Below are 19,410 nucleotides of genomic sequence, written 5' to 3' on the forward strand. Positions count from 1 at the left end.
TAGGGTCTGTTGATCTTTGCGGATTAAAATTTGTTCAAACTAGGGGCTATTTAATCGCGGCGCGAGATTTGTAACCTAGTGGGCTAAGTCAAAACCGAGCAACAAAGAGTAAATAGCCCCTAGGAAGAACCCTTTGGGCAGCGCCTGTTTGGCATTAATGCTACGTTATCGCCTATTTATGGGGAATAACCACACTGTATAGGCTCTGCCTTGCCTAAATACCAAACAGACTGCTGCAAATTTAACCTTGAAAGATCAACAGACCCTAGAGTTAATACAAATTACATTTAATACAATTGGTATAAAAAACATGCTAGGGTAAGTAATATACAACACACTCAACAAAACACAGAACAATAAAAAGGTGAACACATGCAATTTAATCAAACTATGATAGAAGAATTTACATTATTAGCTAAATTCCCTCGCGACAGTAAAATGCAAGGAATTAAACTACATTCAGATGCAGAGCCCAGCCTACTTAGCGCGGCGCAGCGACTATTTGACAAAGGAATTATAGATAGCCCCGATGGCGGTTACTTAACCGATCTGGGCTTGGATTTAATTGAACATATTACGGTTATTCATAGTGCGCTTCAGAGTTAGTATTTAAATTACTTTAATTTGCATCGGGTTGGTTTTGCGGTGCAGCATCACTAAATGCAGCTAATTTATTACAATGTATATAAATAGCTGCAATTTTTGGGTATAAGCTCATATCTATATTAAAACGAATTGCGTTATATACTTGAGGTACCAAACAAATATCAGCGAGTGTAGGCTGGTTACCAATACAGTAGTGATTACTTTTGTTTAGCATGAGTTCTATTTTGTTAAAGCCTTCTTCAATCCAATGTTGGTACCATTTATTTTTACCTTCAGTATCAACACATAGCTCGTCCGATAAATATTTAAGCACGCGTAAATTGTTCAACGGGTGAATATCGCAGGCAATTGCAAAACTCAAATTTCTTATTTGTGCTTTTTGCCACGCAGTACCAGTCACTAATGGACACTGTGGGTATGTTTCATCAAGCCATTCTAGTATTGCTAGTGATTGTGCCAACACGCCTTGGTCGGTTTCAAATGCGGGGAGTAAACCTTGCTTATTAGTCGTTAAATAATCATCCCCAAGTTGTTCTGACTTCAGCAGGTCTACAATAGCGAGTTCGTGCTTTATATTTTTTAAGTTTAAAGCAATACGAACTCTATAAGCAGCAGATGAGCGAAAGTAACTATATAACTTCATGGTTAATTTGCTGAACCCGTAAATTGTTTTTTAATTGTTTGCCAGCAGTCAGTGTAATTTGGTTGACGCTCTGTACCTTCTAATGCGTATTTTGTTGGCGAAATTATGTAACGTGACTCAAACATAAATGCCAAGGTGTTTTCGTATTTTTGCGGTGTAAGCTCTGCATTTGATGCTTTATTAAATACGTCAGCTTCAGGACCGTGAGGCGACATGCAGTTATGTAAACTAGCACCTCCAGCTATAAAACCGTGCTCTTTTGCATCATACACACCTTCAATTAAGCCCATAAACTCGCTCATTATATTGCGATGATAATAAGGCGGGCGGAACGTATTTTCAGCTACCATCCAGCGTGGTGGAAAAATAACAAAATCGACATTTGCCATTCCCTTCGTAGCAGAAGGAGAAGTTAACACTGTAAATATAGAAGGGTCGGGGTGATCAAAGCTAACGGTATTCATTACATTAAAACGTGATAAATCGTATTTATAGGGTGAGCTATTACCAGTCCATGCAACAACATCAAAAGGGGAGTGCTTTATTTCACAGCTAAACAAATTGCCATTAAATTTAGAAACTAGCTCAAAGTTGCCTTCTTTATCCTCAAATGCCGCAACAGGGTATTGAAAGTCTCTGTCGTTTGCATAACCGTTAGCACCAACGGGTCCACGCTCTGCAAGTTCTAATGCATGTCCGTAGTTCTCACAAATATAACCACGAGCGGTATCATTAATTAAATCAACAGAGAACTTAATACCTCGCGGAATTACCGCTATTTCACCTGGTTTAATATTTAACTTACCGCACTCAGTATGTATTAATAATTCACCTTGCTGAGGCACAAACAGCATTTCGCCATCGGCATTACAAAAGTAACGCTCTTGCATTGACTTGTTAGCTACATAAATATGAATACCAATCCCCGATTGACCATTAGCGCTTCCATTCGCGGCCATGGTAACTAAACCGTCAATAAAGTCAGTATCAGCAGTTGGGATAGTAATAGGATTCCAGCGAAGCATTGTGGGCGGGGTTATTGCTTCTGTAATGGGGGCTGTTCTAATTAAACCATTATCTACCGCTTTATAATCACCTTGCACTACCGATGGGCGCAGGCGATAAAACCAAGTTCGGCGGTTTGAANGGAGCCGTAAAAGCCGTTGAGCTAAATTGTTCAGTATATAAATTGTACTTAACTTTTTGCGGACTAAATTGACCTATCGGTAATGCACCAGGTAGCGCTTGTGTTTCAAACTCATTACCAAAACCGGTCATATAATTTAATTGTGTCGACATTACTCGCTCCTGTGAGAGAAGGTTGGTTTAATGTTTATCTTATTTCAGTTAAGGTACTCTCAAGTGAGACTAATATCAAATGTGCTGTTACTCGTAATTGTAAATAAAAATGAACAGTAAAGTAAACTTTATAGATTTGGAATAAACAATAATGAAAATAGATTTAGCAACGTTTTTACCCTACCAGTTAACAAATATAGCAACGCTTGTGAGTAACGATTTTGCAGAGGTTTATCAGGCTCAATATGGTTTAAATATTCCTCAATGGCGAATACTTGCTAATTTAGCGCAGTACGGACAAAGCAATGCAAGAGATTTATGTCGACAAGCAAATATGGATAAATCAACGGTTTCGCGTGCAGTAAAAGCACTTATTGATAAAGAATTTGTGTGCAGTCAGCTAAATGAGCAAGACAAGCGTGCAGCATTATTAACGCTTAGTAATAACGGATGGACTTTATACGAACAAATAGCACCCGATGCACTTAATTGGGAAAAGCAATTACTGAGTGCTTTAAATGATGAAGAATACGCAGTGTTAAACAATATTTTTGATAAGCTAAAAAGTAAATTACAGCAATAAAAAAGCCCATCAAAAGATGGGCTTATAAACTATTACTAATTTAACATGTTAAATTAGAACGTGTAACGAACACCTACACGTAGTTCCCATAAAGACGCATCACGCTGAACTGTCGTGTTTGCATTATTTGGGTTGAAACCTGAATAAACGTAACGGCCTTGATCATCAGTACCTACGCTAATCATTTCAGCACCAACAAATGGACCTTTGTTAAGTACGCCCCAGTCATCGTTAAGTAAGTTAGTAAGGTTATCAATTACGAAGAATGCTTCACCTTTATGACCTTCCATAAATCCAGGCACTTCTTGCGTTAGCTTAAAGTTAAACTTAACAAACCAATCTGAATTTTGCGTATTACGACCAGAGATTTCACCACGTTTTAAGCCTTCAGAATCAATGAAGTCATTAAACTCGCTAATTTCGTCAGCACTCATGTTGTAAACAACATTAGGATCGTTCACTAATGGAACGTATAGAAGTTGACGAGAACGGTTTGAGTTAACGTCTCCAAATACCCCGTCATCACCATCAAATGTAAAGCTGTAAGGTAAGCCTTTATATGCTTCACCGAATAAATTAAAGCGCGTGTCATATCCATCAAAGAATTCATGAGTATAACCAAGGTTTAATGTAAAACGATGTGGGATTTCGTAATCAGATGAAGATACACCAGGGTTTAACGGATTAGATGTTGCTAAGTTACCGTAGTTAGAGCTCGCTGTAGAGCTTGTCATTGGGTTTACATCATCAGCATCTGTATAAGCATACGATAGTTGTACTCTAATGCCATTATCGAACGCTTTGCTTACTGCTGCAGAGAAAACAGAAGATTGACCGCTATCACCATTAACATTAGTAAGCAGCAAATCGCCATCACGACCTTCAACAGACTCTAAGATAGGACGACCATCGAATGTAGTTAAGCCTGAGTCAGTAATACCTAAATCAATCGTTGTTGCAGCGTTACGTTTGTCTGAATACAAGAAGTCTAAAGCATAAACATAATCGTTTTCAGTTGTGTAAGTAGCACCAATTGAATATTTCCATTCTGATGGAAGTTCAAAATCTGGGTCAACTGCATTTGTAGAGCTATCGCCAGAACCAATAGGCACTCCTGCTACAGCATCAAACTGTGATTGCGGTACATCAAAACCAGGCGTGCCACCATTTGCATTAGGCGAAGCAAATAAGTCGATTGCACCGAACTGATTTGCACTAATGTTAGTAATACCGTCATTTGAGTATGAGTTTGATAACCAAACGTTCGGGTTACCACCTGAGAACAAGCCAACACCAGCACGTACTTCTAGTGCATCTGTTGCATACCATTCAAAGCCAACACGTGGTTGAATTAAATCAATGCCATCAAATGTTGCTTGGTTACTGAAACCGTAACGGTCAGTGTAGTTTTGGTTTAGCGTCGGTTTGTCATCGCTTGTGTATTTGTCGTAACGAAGACCAAACGTTAAAGAGGCATCAATATTTGTTAAGCTATATTCATCTTGAACATAAAAAGTATGTTGCGCATATGAGAAATTTGCAGCAGCGTCAGTTGGATCATTTGTGCCTGCAGCATTGTTGTAAAAAATTGCGCTTGCAATACCGGCTTCGTAATCATCAATTGAATTGAATTGCCATTCACCTTGTGTGTGTTGCACAAACTGATTAAATACTTCTAGCTCTTCATACTCATATCCTGCGGTAATTGTATGTTGGTCTAGGTAGTAAGTACCAGCGATTTTAGCGGTGATTGTGTCATAGTTTAAATCGTTTGATTGACGAGAATCATCTGGACCTAAATATACTGTACCGCCATCGTCTGTATCAATTTGAAACTCACCGAAGCTGCTTGCAGCGTCTAGTGATTCTACGCGTGCGTCAAGTTCTGATTTACCTAAGCGAATTTCAGTTGAAAAGTTATCGCTCCAATCTGAGTAAAGCGAAGCAATGATTGAATTTAATTCTGCGCCCTGCTCATAAAAATGACTATCTAGTGAAAGACGTGTAGAGCCTGTATCTGACTGAGATAATGTAAAGCCATCGTTGTGGTTATAAATTAAGTTAGCACGATGATCTTCATTAATATTCCAATCTAATTTAATTAAGATTTTTTCATCTTCTACTGGCGCGCTTGGAGGCATAGTACCTGCATTATAGCCATACACGTCTTGAGTTATTTGTTGAATACGCGCTAAATCGCTTGCAGAAACACTTGAGCCTAGTGGATCGTAGTTAAATTGTGCTACGCCCTCTAGTTTTTCATATGAAGTGAATAAAAATAGTGAATCTTTTATTAGTGGTAAGCCAACATTAAAGCCGTAGCGTTTTTCGTTGTAACTACCGTTATCAACGTCTTCGCCTTCAATTTTGTCGCCTTTTAGCGAATCGTTAGTGTAATCGAAGAATACACCACCGTGTACTTCATTACCGCCAGACTTTGTAACAGCATTGATGTTACACGATGTAAAACCACCGTATTGCACGTCAAATGGTGCAAGTTCAACAGCTACTTGTTCAATTGAATCGAAAGAAAAAGGGGCACGGATAGTAGGGTAACCGTTTGAGCTTAAACCGAAGTTATCGTTCATACGAACGCCATCAAGCGTTAAGCTGTTAAAGCGTGGGTTACCACCACCACAGTTAATAGTACCGCGGCTATCATCGATTGCTACACGTGGATCAATTCGAATAATGTCTTTTAAATCACGGTTAATTGCAGGTGTGTTTTCAAGATCAGTTAACGTAAATGTTGAAGCTGGACCTGAACCACCAGACATTGCACTGATTGGCGCGCCTGTTACAACGATTTGTTCAATATTTGAAATTGACTCAAGCGATGCGTTTACAGGGTAATCGTTACCAATGTTCAAAATAATATTATTGAACTCTTGGTCTGCATAGATGTCAGAATCTACGATTACTCTATATGGTCCACCAACACGTAAACCTTTAGCTGTGAAGTAACCAGCATCGTTAACTTCAGTTGTTTTTACTGAGCCTGAAGGTACATGTAAAATAGTAATTTTTGTGCCAGCAGCAGGGTTGCCACTAGGTCCTGTTATTTGACCTTTAATTGCAGACGTAGTTTCGTTTGCGATTGCTGCGCCACTAACACTTACACATGCTGCGATAGCAAGTGAAAGAGCTGTTTTACGAAGTTGAGTTTTCATTTAATTTTCCCGTGTAGTTAATCATTAAATTTTTTATATTTTTATTTTAAATTGTAAATTTTCAACAAAATAAACAGTTCAAGTTCATCTTATTAAAAATCCGTTACTAGTGTACCTCATTTCTTTGTTACAAATAAAATACAACTGCAATGTTTTTTTAATAAATAGTACTATTTTTGATTATTTGAGTGTTTTTTGAGTAACAACTCTATAATGAGCTACATATTACGTGGGTTTTATGACAAAAATGTGAAATTGGGGTGTGAAAAGCAAAAAACCCATTACAATTTTGCAATGGGTTTTGTTAACAAACAACTTAATGTGTTATTACTTACCTATTAAGGTTTAAAACTTGTAGCTAACACCTACTTTAGCTTGCCATGCAGATGATGATTGGTTGATTTGCGAATAGTTACGCACATCAGCGCCGCCAAAACTACTGTCTAATATGTAACGTCCTTGATCATCAAGTCCTTTAAAGTCATAAATAGTTTGGTTAGAATATCCTAGGCGCTTTTCAACACCCCAGTCGCTATTTAACAAGTTTGCGAAGTTATCTATCATAAAGTAAACCTCACCAGAGTGACCTTTAGCAAAACCAGGGATTTCTTGTTTAATGCTTATATCCATAGTAGTAACCCAAGGCTGAGTTGCGGTGTTTTTACCTAAAATACCACCACGCTGAGATATTCCAGCACGTTCTAATAATGGCTCTAGTTCAGCCCAAGAAATACCAGATTCATCCCAATTTACATTTGCATCATCAGCGCCAGTTGGAATATATGGTAAGTAAGCACCATTAGAGAAGAAACTACTTGTATCCCCTAAGTCACCGTTTTTATACATATTCATTGTGTAACTAAATGGACGACCTGAACGGCGTTCAAAGTATACGTTGAACTTAGTTGCGTACCCTGTAAAAAATTCAGTGTTATAAGCTAAGTTAACTTTAAAGCTGTGCTCTACTTCGTAAAAGCCACGAGCCGCAATATCTTCATTACGGTTAACCGTAATGTTGTGCTTGTAGTTACCTTCAGCTTGAGAAGCGGAGCCCGCTGATGATTCTGTTACGTCTTGATGAGCATAACTTGCTGATATAAATAAGCCGTTATCCCATTGTTTAGCAATACCAGTTGAAATAATAATTGAACGACCATCCTCAGATGAGTTTGTCATTTCTATATCTGCATTATCACTTAAAGAACCACTGTATATACTTTGGTTAATAACACGCTCACCGTCAGCAGCAAGGCCGATTGGATTAATTGATGTGTTATGCCATACCGCTTCATTTTCTTTTTTATGATAAGCAATTTCTGCTTGCCATTTAAAGCCGTCACCTAGTAATTCTGAATCAAATTCGTATTCAAAACCTACTTGTGTACGAATGCTTGAAGGCAGTTTAAAGTCAGGGTCAATATAGGCAACGCTACCAGCGCCTTGTTCTAATGAATTTTGAATTTCACTAGGCACTTGGGTAATGTCTGCTGGATTATTTGCATAGTAATCGTTTATTACATTATTAGGCGCTGATACAAGTGTTATACCATCACTTTGAAATGAGTTGTTATACCAAACGTTTGGTATACCACCTTGGAAACGACCAATGCCACCATTAATAGTAAGTGCTTCGGTTGCATAGTATTTAAAGCCAATTCGAGGAAGAATTATGTCTATACCATCAAGGTTTTCTTGGTTGGTAAAGCCATACGTATTAGCAAAATTTTCATTTAGAGTTGGTTTGTCATCTGACGATAAACGCTCATAACGAACACCTGCCGTTACTTCTAAATCATCACCTACATAAAAAGTATCTTCTATGTAAAGGGCTAGCTGATTACGTCTTACGTCGTAAGCTGTATCGGCCGAATCATTGGTGTATGCATTTTGATAAGAGAAATCATATGAACCCACTTCACGGTTTTCAAAGCTTTCAAAGCTATCAAATTTCCATGAACCAAGCGAGTTTTGAGCAAACAAGTTATATAAACGAAGTGACTCGTATTGAGCACCAAAGTTTATTTCATGCTCATCCATTAAATAAGTAGCATCTAATGTTAAGGTTAGGTTTTGTGTTTCAGAGCGATTAGCATGACGATACTGATCTGTTCCAAAGCTGTAATAAGGACCATTTCTGCCGTCTTCTTCTACAGTAATACTTCCTAAGTTAGAGCGAGTTGCGCTATCAGAGGTAACATCTTTATACGACACACCAATTTCGGTTGAAAAGTTTTCGCTCCAGTCAGAATAAAGCTTTGTCGCAAAGTTATTGAATTTTGTTACATAGGCATAAGTACTTGATACTAATGCAATATTGTTACCGCCTGTGCTGGAGTTTTTTTCGTCTTGGTCGTCTTGCCATTGGTAAGTAAAGTCTAAGCGATGATCGTCGCTTGCGTTCCAGCTTAGTTTTACTAATAAGTTTTTGTTAGTGTCCTCAGGAGCACCCGCTAATGAATCAGTTAAACCATATTCATTATTTAAAATAGAAGTAAAACGATTGTAGTTTGCTTCTGTTGTTGTAAATTCGTTGGCCGCGCCAGAACCCTGAAAACCGTAATCAAGGTCTTGCTCGCTTGACCACTGGGCATAATTTATAAAGTAAAATAGTTCGTCTTTTAAAATTGCGCCACCTACATTGAAACCGAATCTTTTTTCAGTTTTAATTGGCTCAACTTTTGTTGTTGAAAACGTCTTATGACCTAACTCATCAAGCTCATCTTCTTCAATTATATTTTTAACATCGCCCGCTATTTCAGGTGTTGAAATTTCGTAAAAACCAGAGAATTTAAATTCGTTGGTACCTGACTTAGTTACCGCGTTTATTGTTCCGCCACCAAAGTTACCTTTTGAAGCCGAAAATGGCGATACATCTACAGACACTTGTTCAATTGCATCAAGTGATACAGGTGGTTGAGACGTAGGGTAACCACCAAAATTCAAACCAAAGTCATCATTTTGACCAATACCGTCAACCGTTAAGCCGTTTGTACGTGGGTTACTACCCGCAAACGTAAGCTCGCCGTTACCATTAATGCTAGCAAGTGGGTTTAAACGTGCAATGTCTTTAATGTCACGATTAAAACTAGGCATGTTTTCAATGGTATCTTTACCAAATGTACTGCTAGAACCGCCAGATTGCTGAACAATTTTATAACCAGACACTTCAATCTTTTCAATGTTTGACGGCGCTAACTGCGACGTTAAACGATATGTTTCACCAAGGTTTAAGAAAATGTTTTCAATCGTGGTGTCATTAAATGTGTCTGAGTCAATAATAACAGTATAAGGACCACCTACACGTAATCCATTTGCGATAAAAGTACCGCTTTCGTTTGTAGTAAGTTCACTTACAGTACCTGTTGGTTGGTGAACTACTTTAATTTTAACGTTTGCAGCACTATTACCAGAAGGTGTAGTAATTTTACCGCGCATTGCAGAAGACGTATCTGCAGCCATTGCACTTGTAGAAACACCTAGCGCTAAAATTACCGCTCCAGTTAGTTTCGAAAGGCGAAGCTTAGTCATAATGTTGATTTCCCGTGTGTAGGTTATTTAAATTTAATTTGCAGTTTGTGTATCAGTATTCATTTTAAGTGCTGTTTCTAACTCTTTTGCAGAAGGGTCAAATAAAGCATTGAGTAATCCGGCTAAGCGAATTCCCGCTTGTTGAAGGCGAGTTTTTATAATTGGTGTACTTTCATATATGTAGCTATAACTAACTTCATCGTTTGTTGATTTATAAATTTTATTAGCTAAATTACGAGATTCTTCTAGCCACGTTGTTGGCGTGCTTTGTAAGTACTCAGCAATTAATTCGCTATTATTTGTATCAATAAATTGTGCAAACTCGGTATACGATAAGTTTTGGTTTTCAATAAGCTTTGTATCCCAAAGGCTATGAAGATTTGTATCTTGACCAAAAAACTTAACCTTTATGCTGTTGCCGCCTCTGTCTTCGCTTCTACCTGCATGAAATGGTTGATGGCTATCACCCACTAAATGAACTAAAAAACGTAAACTAAACTGTTTAGCATCTAAAGAGCTATTATCGTCAGTTAAGGTTTGCATTGAATAATGAATGCCTTCAAGAATATTACTCACCGATTCTTTTGTTTTTGTATGCGAATGGTCAAGGCTTAAAGGTTGGTTTGGTGCGGCATTAATATAGTGCCAGCGAGATGATTTTTTTTGCCAAAATTCACCAGGAGCTGAGCGCATTTCATCAGGCCATGTTGATATTTGAGCAAGTGACTCACCATTTAGATACGGCAATATTGTTGTTTTTGTTGTTTCGCTTAAATGAAATTCTGCAATTTTACCGACAATACGGTGACCATTTTGGCCCCATGCATAGGTGTCACTGCTTGTAAAAACGGCACTAATTAATAATGCTGAGGTTATTGATAGCTTTAAATTGTTATGCATTAGAACTTCCTAAATGAATGTTTCATGTTGCTATTATAATTTATGCGGTCAATTGTCCTTACTTTTGTAGTTAATAGAAAGGAGTCAATAAGATTCATAGTTTCTTATTGTTAGTTATTTAAAATCATATGCTTAGCGTTAATGAGTAAAATTACTTGTTGTAATAAGTAAGTAAAATTGTTCAAATGCACGGATAATATATTTTGGGATGGTTTTTCTTTGAATTTTAAACGTATGCTGCTGCATAAAACATCGTTTGTTACATTTTTGTTTATGTTGTTTGTGCTTATATGGCTGTGGGGGCAGGTAAGTATAGACCATGCAGAACTACGTTTTCCGGTCATGATTGAAACTTCAATAGAGTGTCAAACAACCGCAATCGAAAATAAAGATAAGTTAATTGTTTTTACACAATCAAAAAAAATAGCCAAAATATTAACTAAAAGCTTATGCGACGATAACGTTGTGGCTAAACAATATGGCTCTGTTATTGGTTATTGGGGTTACAGAACGTCAGATAGTTTTGAGTTTGTAGGGAAGGGAATTGCAGACTTAATTTTAGCGAAAAATAACATAATGGCAGCTTTTAAAGCTGAGTCTACCTACAATTATCAGCCTGTAGTTGGTTTTGCTGATTACACCGCATTTTTTATCTCCTCTAAAGAAAAACCACGACTGACTAAAGAGTATTTTTTAGATAAACGAATTGGTTTACTTGATTACCCTACAAGCCGCTCAGGGCATATTTTACCAAAGCAAACGTTTAAAGAATTGAATATTAATTTAGCAAATTTGAAAATCACCTATGCGCGTTCTCATAACGAGTTACGTGATTTACTTGCCAATGGCAAAGTAGATATTATTGCATCTTTTTGGAAAGAAAGTGATGCTCAGCGTTTTTCAAAAAACTATATTACACCGCTAAGTAATAATGTGTCGGGTACGCGTTGGTATTTAAAAATGCAGCAAAATAATACTGATTTATTGTGTACGGTACAAACACACCTACTAGAAATGTCTAAAGATCAAACCTTGCACTACTACCAAGATGTTAAACCATATTGGAATTGCGACAGTAAAAAAATAATCTTTAAAGGAGATAATAATGAGTAAATTTAACTCAACAATTATCACTCTAATATTATTTTTACTGTTTTCGTCAGTGTTTTATTTATCGGTTAATAAAAAGCAACACTATGTAATTAAACAAAAAATAATACAAATAGAAAAACAAATAGCGCTAGATCTACCATTACTCGATTTATCAAATGAGTTATTAAAGCACTCAGGCAATAAAGATGCGGTCCGCAGTTATATTAATAAGTTAAACAGTGTATTAATCGATGCAAGCGTATCTCTTGAGCATATTGTTCCTGGGAATGGGTTATCTATTAAATTAGAGCCTAATCAACACATTGATTATTTGCGAACCAATAATGGTCGGGTATTACTTGTATTTAATATCAATTCAAATTTTATAACACTTAGTAATATGGCTTTTTGTTTGATGCTTTTTATATTGAGTATTAGCTTAAGTATGTGGCTAAAGCTTATTTTAGCTAATAATAACAAAGATTTAAAAGCTATTGAGTTAAATAAGCCTATTGTAGAGCTAGCCCCATTTATGCTCATTATAGATCTTAATCATAAAACGCTTTCTACTAATTATGCGCACGAGCAACTTACATCATTGGCTAATAAGCCCCTTTGCTTTTATTTGGCTCTTGTGGAGTTTTGCGGGGAAAATAATGATATTGCACTTAACCAAAATAAAAATGTGCCAGAAGAGCTTGTAGAGTTAGCAAATAAATATTTTCATCGATTAGTTGAACTAGGTCACACTGTAAGAAAACGGCCTAACTTTAATAATAGTCTTGAAAAAACACTAAGTGAGATTCGCGCTGCACTTGATGAAGTGTTAAGCGAATACCCTGAACAAAAAGAGATTTACTATCCACCAAAGGCATTTGGCGAGGGCTCGCGCTCACGATTACATAGCTACGGTTTAGTGAATATAGATAAAGGAAATATTGATATAAAAGGAAAGTAACTAAGCTATTAGTTACTTTCCTTCTTATTAGCGTTTACTTAGGAGTAAACTCTGCGGTTTTAAGTGGGCTATTTTTTGATATAAAGTCTTGTAGTGCCTGAGCATCTGTTTCGTCAGTGCTAACAAATCCTTTAAGATCTGTAAGAGCAGGGTAGCCGTCACCGCCAGAGGCATTGTAGCTATTTAGGCTCATTCTATAAGTCTTATTTTTATCTAGCGGTTGGTCGTTAATCATCACGTTTACTAGCTGATTATTTTTACGTTCAAACGATAGTTTATGATATTGCAAATAAGCACCAGCATCAGGTGGGAAGCTTGTTACTGTATTTAAATAATCCCATAAATCGCTGCCTTGCCAATCCATATAAGTAATGCGATTTTTAAAAGGATGTACTTTTAAAATATCTTTGTAACTTACTTCGCCAGCTTCAATAGAACTACGAATACCGCCACCGCTTATTAATCCAAAGTCTGCACCCACTACATCCATTTGTGCCTGAATTATAACGCGTGCAAGATTAGTTTGTTGATAACGAACTTTGTTTCTGTCGCCTTCTAAACGGGCATCGATATTACCAATTTTACCTTCAATTTGTTTTGCTCCTTTAGCTTGATATACCGCTAAAAAAGATTCAAGTTTTGGGTCTGGTTTAATGTACTCGTTTGCTAATACTTCTTTTGTAGAACCATCAGTTTGTACTTTATCAACATATAAGTTCACAGGGATAAGTCTGTAATCTAATAATGTTAATTTACCATTTTCAAGTTTAAATTCAGCTTTACCAACATATTTACCCCATTCATGGGCTTGCATTATGTAGGTGCCATTTTGTTGATCTGGTTTACAAGCAAGACCTGGTTTAAAGTTTTCGTCGCTAATATTTTTGCCGGCCATACAAACAGGTTCTTGCGAGTGTCCGCCAATAATCATATCTAATGTATGAGCAGGAAGTGAGCGAGCAAGTGTAACGTCGCCAGGTGCATTTATACCAAACTGAGCGTCTACATAATGACCCATATGTGTAAGTGCAATAGTAATATCTGGATTATATTGAGCTTTAATTTTTTGTGCTAATTTTGCTGTAATTTCAACCGGATCTTTAAACTCTAAATGACCAATATATTGCGGGTTCCCAATTTTAGCCGTGTCGGTAGTGGTTAAACCAATAACAGCGATTGTTAAGCCATTCTTTTTGAATATTTTATAGCTATCAAAAGCATGTTCACCAGTAGACTTTTCAAAAATGTTTGCTGATAAAAAAGGAAAGTTCACCCATTTTTGCTGCTGTTTTAATACATCAATAGGGTTATCAAATTCATGATTACCTAATGCCATCGCATCGTAACCAATTAACGACATACCTTTAAAGTCAGGCTCCGCTTTTTGTAAATCTGACTCAGGAATACCTGTATTTATGTCACCACCAGAGAGTAGTAATACTGCATGACCTTGTTTTTGTGCTTCATTACGTAGAGAGTCAATTAACGTTTTACGAGCTGCCATACCATACTCGCCTTTTTCATTGTGCCAAAAGCGCCCGTGATTATCATTAGTATGAAGTACTGTTAAATATTGAGTAGAAGAATTGCTGGAGACGGAGTTTTGAGTTGCAGAAGTGCACCCAACGATACTTAAAATAACTGAGAAAAAAATAATTATACGCATAAAATACCTGTTCATTAAGGTCTACTTAATTTATCAAGGGGGTAGTTTAAACTAGTTTTACGCTAAAAAAACGTAGTTATTTACATTTTTAGTTTAATTGCGGTTTGTAGCTGCTTGCTGCCTGCGTTTTAGTTCTTTGCTCGCATACTCAGATTTTTGATGTTTAGCAGCTATCATCCACGTTAAAAAGCTTGCTGGTAGCTTTGTGTAAGCCTCGCCTTTGTGTAAACCGAAATCGCAAATGGTGTGTTTAGTGTCTGACATGAACTTTACCCGTATTTTATTATTTTGATTGATAGTAACAAAAACACTAAACAAGGAAAGATGATTTGGTTTTAACCCTATAGATTTATATAACTTAAAGGTATATAAAGTTATGTAATTAAAATGTTATCAATACGGTCTAATTTGTATCAATTAGCACTTTGCTATCGATTTATCTGGCAAGTGATATTAATCTACTTGCAAATTAACAATTCGTTCAAATAAATATAACAACAGGATGTAACATGAAAAAACTATTACTTGGCTCATTACTAGCCTCTGCGAGCTTTGCAAGCACTGCAACTATTGTTGAAATGCAAACCAGCCAAGGTATTATTGTGATAAATTTATTTGATCAAGAAACGCCGAATACAGTCGAAAACTTTTTAAGCTATATTGATGACGAAGCGTATAATCAAACTGTTATTCATCGCTCAATTAATAACTTTGTTATTCAAGGTGGCGGTTTTACTTTTTCAGATGATTTTGATGCTATTGAAACTAAACCTGCGATTATTAATGAGCCTATATTTTCAAATGTTAAAGGTACGATTGCGATGGCAAAATTAGGCGGAAACCCTGATAGCGCTACAAGCCAATGGTTTTTTAATATGTCGGATAATAGCGCCGGCAGTTCTCAATTAGATACCCAAAATGGTGGTTTTACAGTATTTGGACAAATTACTGCAGCAAGCCAAGTTACACTCGATAATATTGCAGCCTTGGTTCATTGTGGAGAAACGCCTGTTGTTGGTATTACGTCAGAGCAGTGTTCAAGCAACGATGTAACAATTAGCAGCACTAACTTAGTTTCTATACAAAGCGTTTCGGTATTAGATGACGATCCCAATTCATCACAAGGTTTAACCGTAACATTAAACACGTTAATAGATAATGATACGTCACCTTCAGAACCGGTTTCTGAGGATAGTTCGGGTGGTGGAATTGCTTGGCTTTTAGGTGCTTTTTTACTTGTGCTTCCTCGTTTAAAACGTACTAAGTAAACTTAATATTATAAGCGGCGTAGCTAGGCTAGCGTCGCTTATCACTTGGTATTGTTACTTCAAACCAATGTATAAAAGACGGTTACTTAAAAAGCAAGTATTCGCCATATCATCACAAGCCACAATGCAAATACACAAATACACCCTAGTAAAAATACATTAAAGCGCGCCCGTATATTATTCCCACCTAAATGAATAACACTATGTACAATGCGCGATACTACAAATAAGCACGCCAATATAGCCACGAGTGTACTGGCACTATTTAGTTGCAGTGCAAGTAAACATCCCGCAAAAAAAAGTACAGGTATTTCAAACTGGTTTGAAAAGTTTCTATCTGCAACCCTAACAGTGTCGCCAGCTTTATCTAATTGCATTGTTTTAAAATCGCTTAAATTTAACTGTTTGTTTTTAGCTGCAGCAAAGCGTCTTTTCCCCATTATAATCATTACGATAAGTGAGAGAGTTACTTGAACGAACATTGCTAAAATTATTACTTTTTCCATTGATCTTCCTTATTTATTTGAGTTTACAATTGAGTATGAAGATGTTTTTCACAATGTGTTACACAATTAAGCGTTATTTTGTGGCATATCATTAATTTAAAATGTTAGTTTAGCTTTACTATATTGCTTTCAACTGGCGCACTCTATATTTTGCGCGATGATTTTTAATGGAAAATAAAATGAAAAAAATAATTGGTTTTAGTGCTATCGCATTAGCCGTATTAAGTGGTTGTTCTAACATATCATCTGTTTCTGTGGCGCCTCAGGCCTCTTTACTATCAGACACGTTAGTTGTTAGCCCTAACGATAACCGCGAATATAAAACACTTAAGTTGGCAAACGACATTGAAGTTATTTTAGTGTCGGATCCAAGTGCTGAAAAATCAGCAGCGGCATTGAGTGTAGGTGTTGGTTTACTACACGACCCAATGTCGCAACAGGGTATGGCGCATTATTTAGAGCATATGCTGTTCTTAGGCACCGATCGTTACCCAGACACAAAAGGGTATTCTGATTTTATGACCAAAAATGGTGGCGCGCATAATGCATACACTTGGCTCGATATTACTAATTACATGTTTAAAATTAATAACGACGCGTTTGATGAAGGGCTAGACCGCTTTGCCGACTTTTTCAAAGCACCTAAGTTATACCCTGAATACACAGACAAAGAAAAAAATGCAGTAAACGCAGAGTGGTCAATGCGCCGCGAAATGGACTTTTTTGGTCAATTTAAACTCGCGCGTAAAATGATGGGCGATCATCCTGCTAACCGTTTTTTAATTGGTAACCTAGAAACACTTGGCGACAAAGAAGGTAGCTCACTTCATAAAGAAACAGTTGATTTTTATAATAAATATTACTCTTCAAATATTATGAAAGTAGCGCTTATTTCAAATCTATCTATTGCTGAAATGGAGCAAAAAGCGCAAAAATACTTTGCTGATATAAAAAATAAAAATATCGAAAAGCCAACAGTGACTGCAAAAGTTGATTTTGATAACGCTGGCGGAAAACGTGTGTTTTACGCACCAAATGAAGATGTAAAACAGCTGCAACTTGATTTCACCATTGCTAATAATAATAGCGAATTTGCACTTAAGCCAAACCGGTTTGTAGCGTACTTATTAAGTAACGAAATGCCAGGCAGCCCAGCACAACTGCTTCGCGACAAAGGGTGGGTAGCACAGCTTTCAGCTTCAGCTGCACCAAATCAATATGGCAATTACGGGTCACTAAACGTAAATGTAGAACTTACCGATGAAGGTATGAAAAATCGTGACGAAATAGTTGCGACTATTATGCAGTACATCGATTTAATTAAAAAAGAGGGCGTTGATAGCAAGTACTTCAACGAAATTCGTACATCACTAAATAACCAGTTTAAGTTTTTAGAAAAAGGTGATGAGTTTAATTATGTAAGCTCGCTTACACAAAGCATGCAAGATTACCCGTTAAATCACGCTATTAATGCACCTTATTATTATGCAAAGTTTGACGCTGACACTGTAAATAAAGTACTTGAGCAGTTAAATGCCGATACTCTTCGTATTTGGTATGTATCGCAGCAAGAAGAGACTGACTCGCAACTACACTTTTACGACGGCAAATACCGCATTAGTGATATTAGCGAACAAGAGATTGCCAGCTGGAAAAAACCAAGCGAATTTAAGTTAGCACTACCGACTGTAAACAATTTATTGCCTGATAATTTTGCAATAAAAACTCAAGCATTTAAAGAGCAAAAACACCCAGAACTTGCTTACGATAAAAATGGTGTAAAAGTATGGCGCCAAGCAAGTCAAAAATTTGCAGAGCAGCCAAAAGGGCTTGTTGAAGTTTATATAAATACTCAACCAGGTTTGAACGATATTAAAGCAGAAGTCCTTTATTCTGTTTGGGCCGATTTATATAATATTCAACAAAGTCAGTTAAGTACTGAAGCGGCCGTTGCCGGCATGAGCGTAAGCCTTGCGCCAAGTAATGGTCTTGTTTTATCTATGAGTGGTTTTACAGATAAGCAAGATGTATTGCTTAAACAAGCTTTAACCGGATTAAAAGCCGATGAAACAGCACAAGCATTTAGCCAAGCAGTTGATCGCTTTAAACGTAATTTACTAAACCAACAAAAACAGTTTCCGTATGCACAAGCATTTGGCGAGTATTCAAAACTAACGCGTACAGGTGGTTTTGATACAGACGCACTTATTAAAGCCGCTGACTCAGTGAGTGTTGCCGACTTAGCACAATTAAAAACAGCTACGTTTGCACAAAACGATTTACGCGTATTTAGTTACGGTAACTACAATCAGCAAGATATAGACGCGATTGCAGACGAATTAAGTGCAACATTACCAAGTAATCATACACACAGTGAATTTGCTCGAAGCAAAGCGTGGTTGCCTCAACCGGGCGAAACGCTGGTATTGCAAAAAGATATTGATGTAGCTGATGTAGCGGTGGTTGATATGACCGTTCACCCTGTTGCGGGTTACAAACAAAAAGCAGAAGCAGCTGTATTACAAAGTCACTTTAGAACAGTTGCGTTTGATAAAATGCGTACTGAGGAGCAACTTGCATACGCAGTAGGTGCATTAGCTCGCCCAATTGAAGATTACTCAGCAATTGGTTTGTATATTCAAACACCAGTTAAAGGACCAAAAGAAATACAAGCTCGTTTTGATAAGTTTAAAAAAGAATACGCTGTTGAACTTGATAACATGAGCGAAGAGACGTTTGGGCAACTTAAAAACTCTACCCTTGTATCGCTTAAAGAGCAGCCTAAAAACTTAAGTGACGAAATGAGCCCGCTTATAAATGATTGGTACCGTGAAAACTTTACTTTTGATTCTAAGCAAAAGCTAATAGATGAAGTTGAAAAAGTAACACTTGCTGATATAAAAGACTACTACAAGCAAACAATGCTTAACCCTAATGCGGCACGTTTAAATGTGCAGTTACGCGGTACTAAGTTTATTGAAAGTGATTTTGCCGATTTACCAAATCAAACTAAAATTACAACGCTTGATGCCTATTACAATGGTATTAAACTACAAAAATAAGCTTTATTTATACCAATTCGCGTCAGATTTAATCTCTCAAATTGATTAAGTATTACTGCGGATTGGTATAATACAGTTAAAAATAAACCCCAATGTATTGCTACATTGGGGTTTTTATTTATTAAGCTA

The 19,410-nt window shown here is 36.9% G+C and carries 13 protein-coding genes and 1 pseudogene; 6 read left to right on the plus strand and 8 right to left on the minus strand.

What is annotated here, in order from left to right; genetic code table 11:
* Window positions 1–372 precede the first annotated feature (372 nt).
* Window positions 373–606 (plus strand): TIGR02647 family protein, encoded by a 234-nt coding sequence (locus L647_RS0110845; RefSeq protein ID WP_024611123.1) that lies wholly within the window; start codon window positions 373–375, stop codon window positions 604–606.
* Window positions 607–619: 13 nt separating this feature from the next.
* Here the strand turns inward: L647_RS0110845 and maiA are convergent, their stop codons facing one another.
* Together maiA and hmgA are read right to left on the minus strand one after the other, a co-directional pair.
* Window positions 620–1,249: a maleylacetoacetate isomerase gene (gene maiA, locus L647_RS0110850; protein ID WP_024611124.1), complete on the minus strand. Its 630-nt coding sequence runs from the start codon at window positions 1,247–1,249 to the stop codon at window positions 620–622.
* A gap of 2 nt (window positions 1,250–1,251) precedes the next feature.
* Window positions 1,252–2,548: pseudogene (gene hmgA, locus L647_RS01000000124055) on the minus strand (homogentisate 1,2-dioxygenase).
* Window positions 2,549–2,699: 151 nt separating this feature from the next.
* Here hmgA and L647_RS0110860 point away from each other — a divergent pair.
* On the plus strand, window positions 2,700–3,131 hold the full coding sequence (locus tag L647_RS0110860) for a MarR family winged helix-turn-helix transcriptional regulator (protein ID WP_024611125.1): 432 nt from the start codon (window positions 2,700–2,702) through the stop codon (window positions 3,129–3,131).
* Window positions 3,132–3,184: 53 nt separating this feature from the next.
* Here L647_RS0110860 and L647_RS0110865 read toward each other — a convergent pair whose 3' ends face one another.
* From L647_RS0110865 to L647_RS0110875, 3 genes are all read right to left on the minus strand, one after another.
* Entirely contained in the window at window positions 3,185–6,301 is a 3,117-nt protein-coding gene (locus L647_RS0110865; protein ID WP_024611126.1) for a TonB-dependent receptor, read from the minus strand.
* A gap of 345 nt (window positions 6,302–6,646) precedes the next feature.
* Window positions 6,647–9,829 carry a TonB-dependent receptor gene (locus L647_RS0110870; RefSeq protein ID WP_024611127.1) on the minus strand — a complete coding sequence of 1,061 codons (3,183 nt, stop codon included), beginning with the start codon at window positions 9,827–9,829 and terminating at the stop codon, window positions 6,647–6,649.
* 33 nt (window positions 9,830–9,862) lie between these two features.
* Complete coding sequence (locus L647_RS0110875; RefSeq protein ID WP_024611128.1) at window positions 9,863–10,729, minus strand: S1/P1 nuclease; 867 nt, start codon at window positions 10,727–10,729, stop codon at window positions 9,863–9,865.
* Between the two features lie 219 nt (window positions 10,730–10,948).
* Here L647_RS0110875 and L647_RS0110880 point away from each other — a divergent pair, with 219 nt between their 5' ends.
* Both L647_RS0110880 and L647_RS0110885 read left to right on the plus strand, forming a co-directional pair.
* Window positions 10,949–11,842, plus strand: coding sequence for a hypothetical protein (locus L647_RS0110880; RefSeq protein ID WP_024611129.1), 894 nt, complete (start codon window positions 10,949–10,951; stop codon window positions 11,840–11,842).
* A complete protein-coding gene (locus L647_RS0110885; protein WP_024611130.1) occupies window positions 11,835–12,779 on the plus strand; it encodes a hypothetical protein in 945 nt (314 codons plus the stop codon). The genes L647_RS0110880 and L647_RS0110885 overlap by 8 nt, the downstream gene beginning before the upstream one ends.
* A gap of 34 nt (window positions 12,780–12,813) precedes the next feature.
* Here L647_RS0110885 and ushA read toward each other — a convergent pair whose 3' ends face one another.
* The gene (gene ushA / locus L647_RS0110890; RefSeq protein ID WP_024611131.1) at window positions 12,814–14,445 is read right to left on the minus strand and encodes a bifunctional UDP-sugar hydrolase/5'-nucleotidase UshA; all 1,632 of its coding nucleotides are present in this window, start codon (window positions 14,443–14,445) and stop codon (window positions 12,814–12,816) included.
* A gap of 93 nt (window positions 14,446–14,538) precedes the next feature.
* Window positions 14,539–14,709: a hypothetical protein gene (locus L647_RS1000000126115; protein WP_173399987.1), complete on the minus strand. Its 171-nt coding sequence runs from the start codon at window positions 14,707–14,709 to the stop codon at window positions 14,539–14,541.
* Window positions 14,710–14,954: 245 nt separating this feature from the next.
* Here L647_RS1000000126115 and L647_RS0110900 point away from each other — a divergent pair, with 245 nt between their 5' ends.
* Window positions 14,955–15,713: a peptidylprolyl isomerase gene (locus L647_RS0110900; RefSeq protein WP_024611132.1), complete on the plus strand. Its 759-nt coding sequence runs from the start codon at window positions 14,955–14,957 to the stop codon at window positions 15,711–15,713.
* Window positions 15,714–15,799: 86 nt separating this feature from the next.
* Here L647_RS0110900 and L647_RS0110905 read toward each other — a convergent pair whose 3' ends face one another.
* Window positions 15,800–16,219 carry an MAPEG family protein gene (locus tag L647_RS0110905; RefSeq protein ID WP_024611133.1) on the minus strand — a complete coding sequence of 140 codons (420 nt, stop codon included), beginning with the start codon at window positions 16,217–16,219 and terminating at the stop codon, window positions 15,800–15,802.
* Between the two features lie 179 nt (window positions 16,220–16,398).
* Between L647_RS0110905 and L647_RS0110910 the strand changes: the two genes are divergently transcribed.
* Window positions 16,399–19,281 carry an insulinase family protein gene (locus L647_RS0110910; protein WP_024611134.1) on the plus strand — a complete coding sequence of 961 codons (2,883 nt, stop codon included), beginning with the start codon at window positions 16,399–16,401 and terminating at the stop codon, window positions 19,279–19,281.
* Window positions 19,282–19,410: the final 129 nt, after the last annotated feature.

This window comes from Pseudoalteromonas sp. TB64 (genome assembly GCF_000498095.1).
GTDB lineage: Bacteria > Pseudomonadota > Gammaproteobacteria > Enterobacterales > Alteromonadaceae > Pseudoalteromonas.

Bases quoted from the DNA above. Each gene is read 5' to 3' on its own strand.
- L647_RS0110845 (WP_024611123.1), top strand. From the start codon at position 373: ATGCAATTTAATCAAACTATGATAGAAGAATTTACATTATTAGCTAAA.
- maiA (WP_024611124.1), bottom strand. From the start codon at position 1,249: ATGAAGTTATATAGTTACTTTCGCTCATCTGCTGCTTATAGAGTTCGT.
- L647_RS0110860 (WP_024611125.1), top strand. From the start codon at position 2,700: ATGAAAATAGATTTAGCAACGTTTTTACCCTACCAGTTAACAAATATA.
- L647_RS0110865 (WP_024611126.1), bottom strand. From the start codon at position 6,301: ATGAAAACTCAACTTCGTAAAACAGCTCTTTCACTTGCTATCGCAGCA.
- L647_RS0110870 (WP_024611127.1), bottom strand. From the start codon at position 9,829: ATGACTAAGCTTCGCCTTTCGAAACTAACTGGAGCGGTAATTTTAGCG.
- L647_RS0110875 (WP_024611128.1), bottom strand. From the start codon at position 10,729: ATGCATAACAATTTAAAGCTATCAATAACCTCAGCATTATTAATTAGT.
- L647_RS0110885 (WP_024611130.1), top strand. From the start codon at position 11,835: ATGAGTAAATTTAACTCAACAATTATCACTCTAATATTATTTTTACTG.
- ushA (WP_024611131.1), bottom strand. From the start codon at position 14,445: ATGCGTATAATTATTTTTTTCTCAGTTATTTTAAGTATCGTTGGGTGC.
- L647_RS1000000126115 (WP_173399987.1), bottom strand. From the start codon at position 14,709: ATGTCAGACACTAAACACACCATTTGCGATTTCGGTTTACACAAAGGC.
- L647_RS0110900 (WP_024611132.1), top strand. From the start codon at position 14,955: ATGAAAAAACTATTACTTGGCTCATTACTAGCCTCTGCGAGCTTTGCA.
- L647_RS0110905 (WP_024611133.1), bottom strand. From the start codon at position 16,219: ATGGAAAAAGTAATAATTTTAGCAATGTTCGTTCAAGTAACTCTCTCA.
- L647_RS0110910 (WP_024611134.1), top strand. From the start codon at position 16,399: ATGAAAAAAATAATTGGTTTTAGTGCTATCGCATTAGCCGTATTAAGT.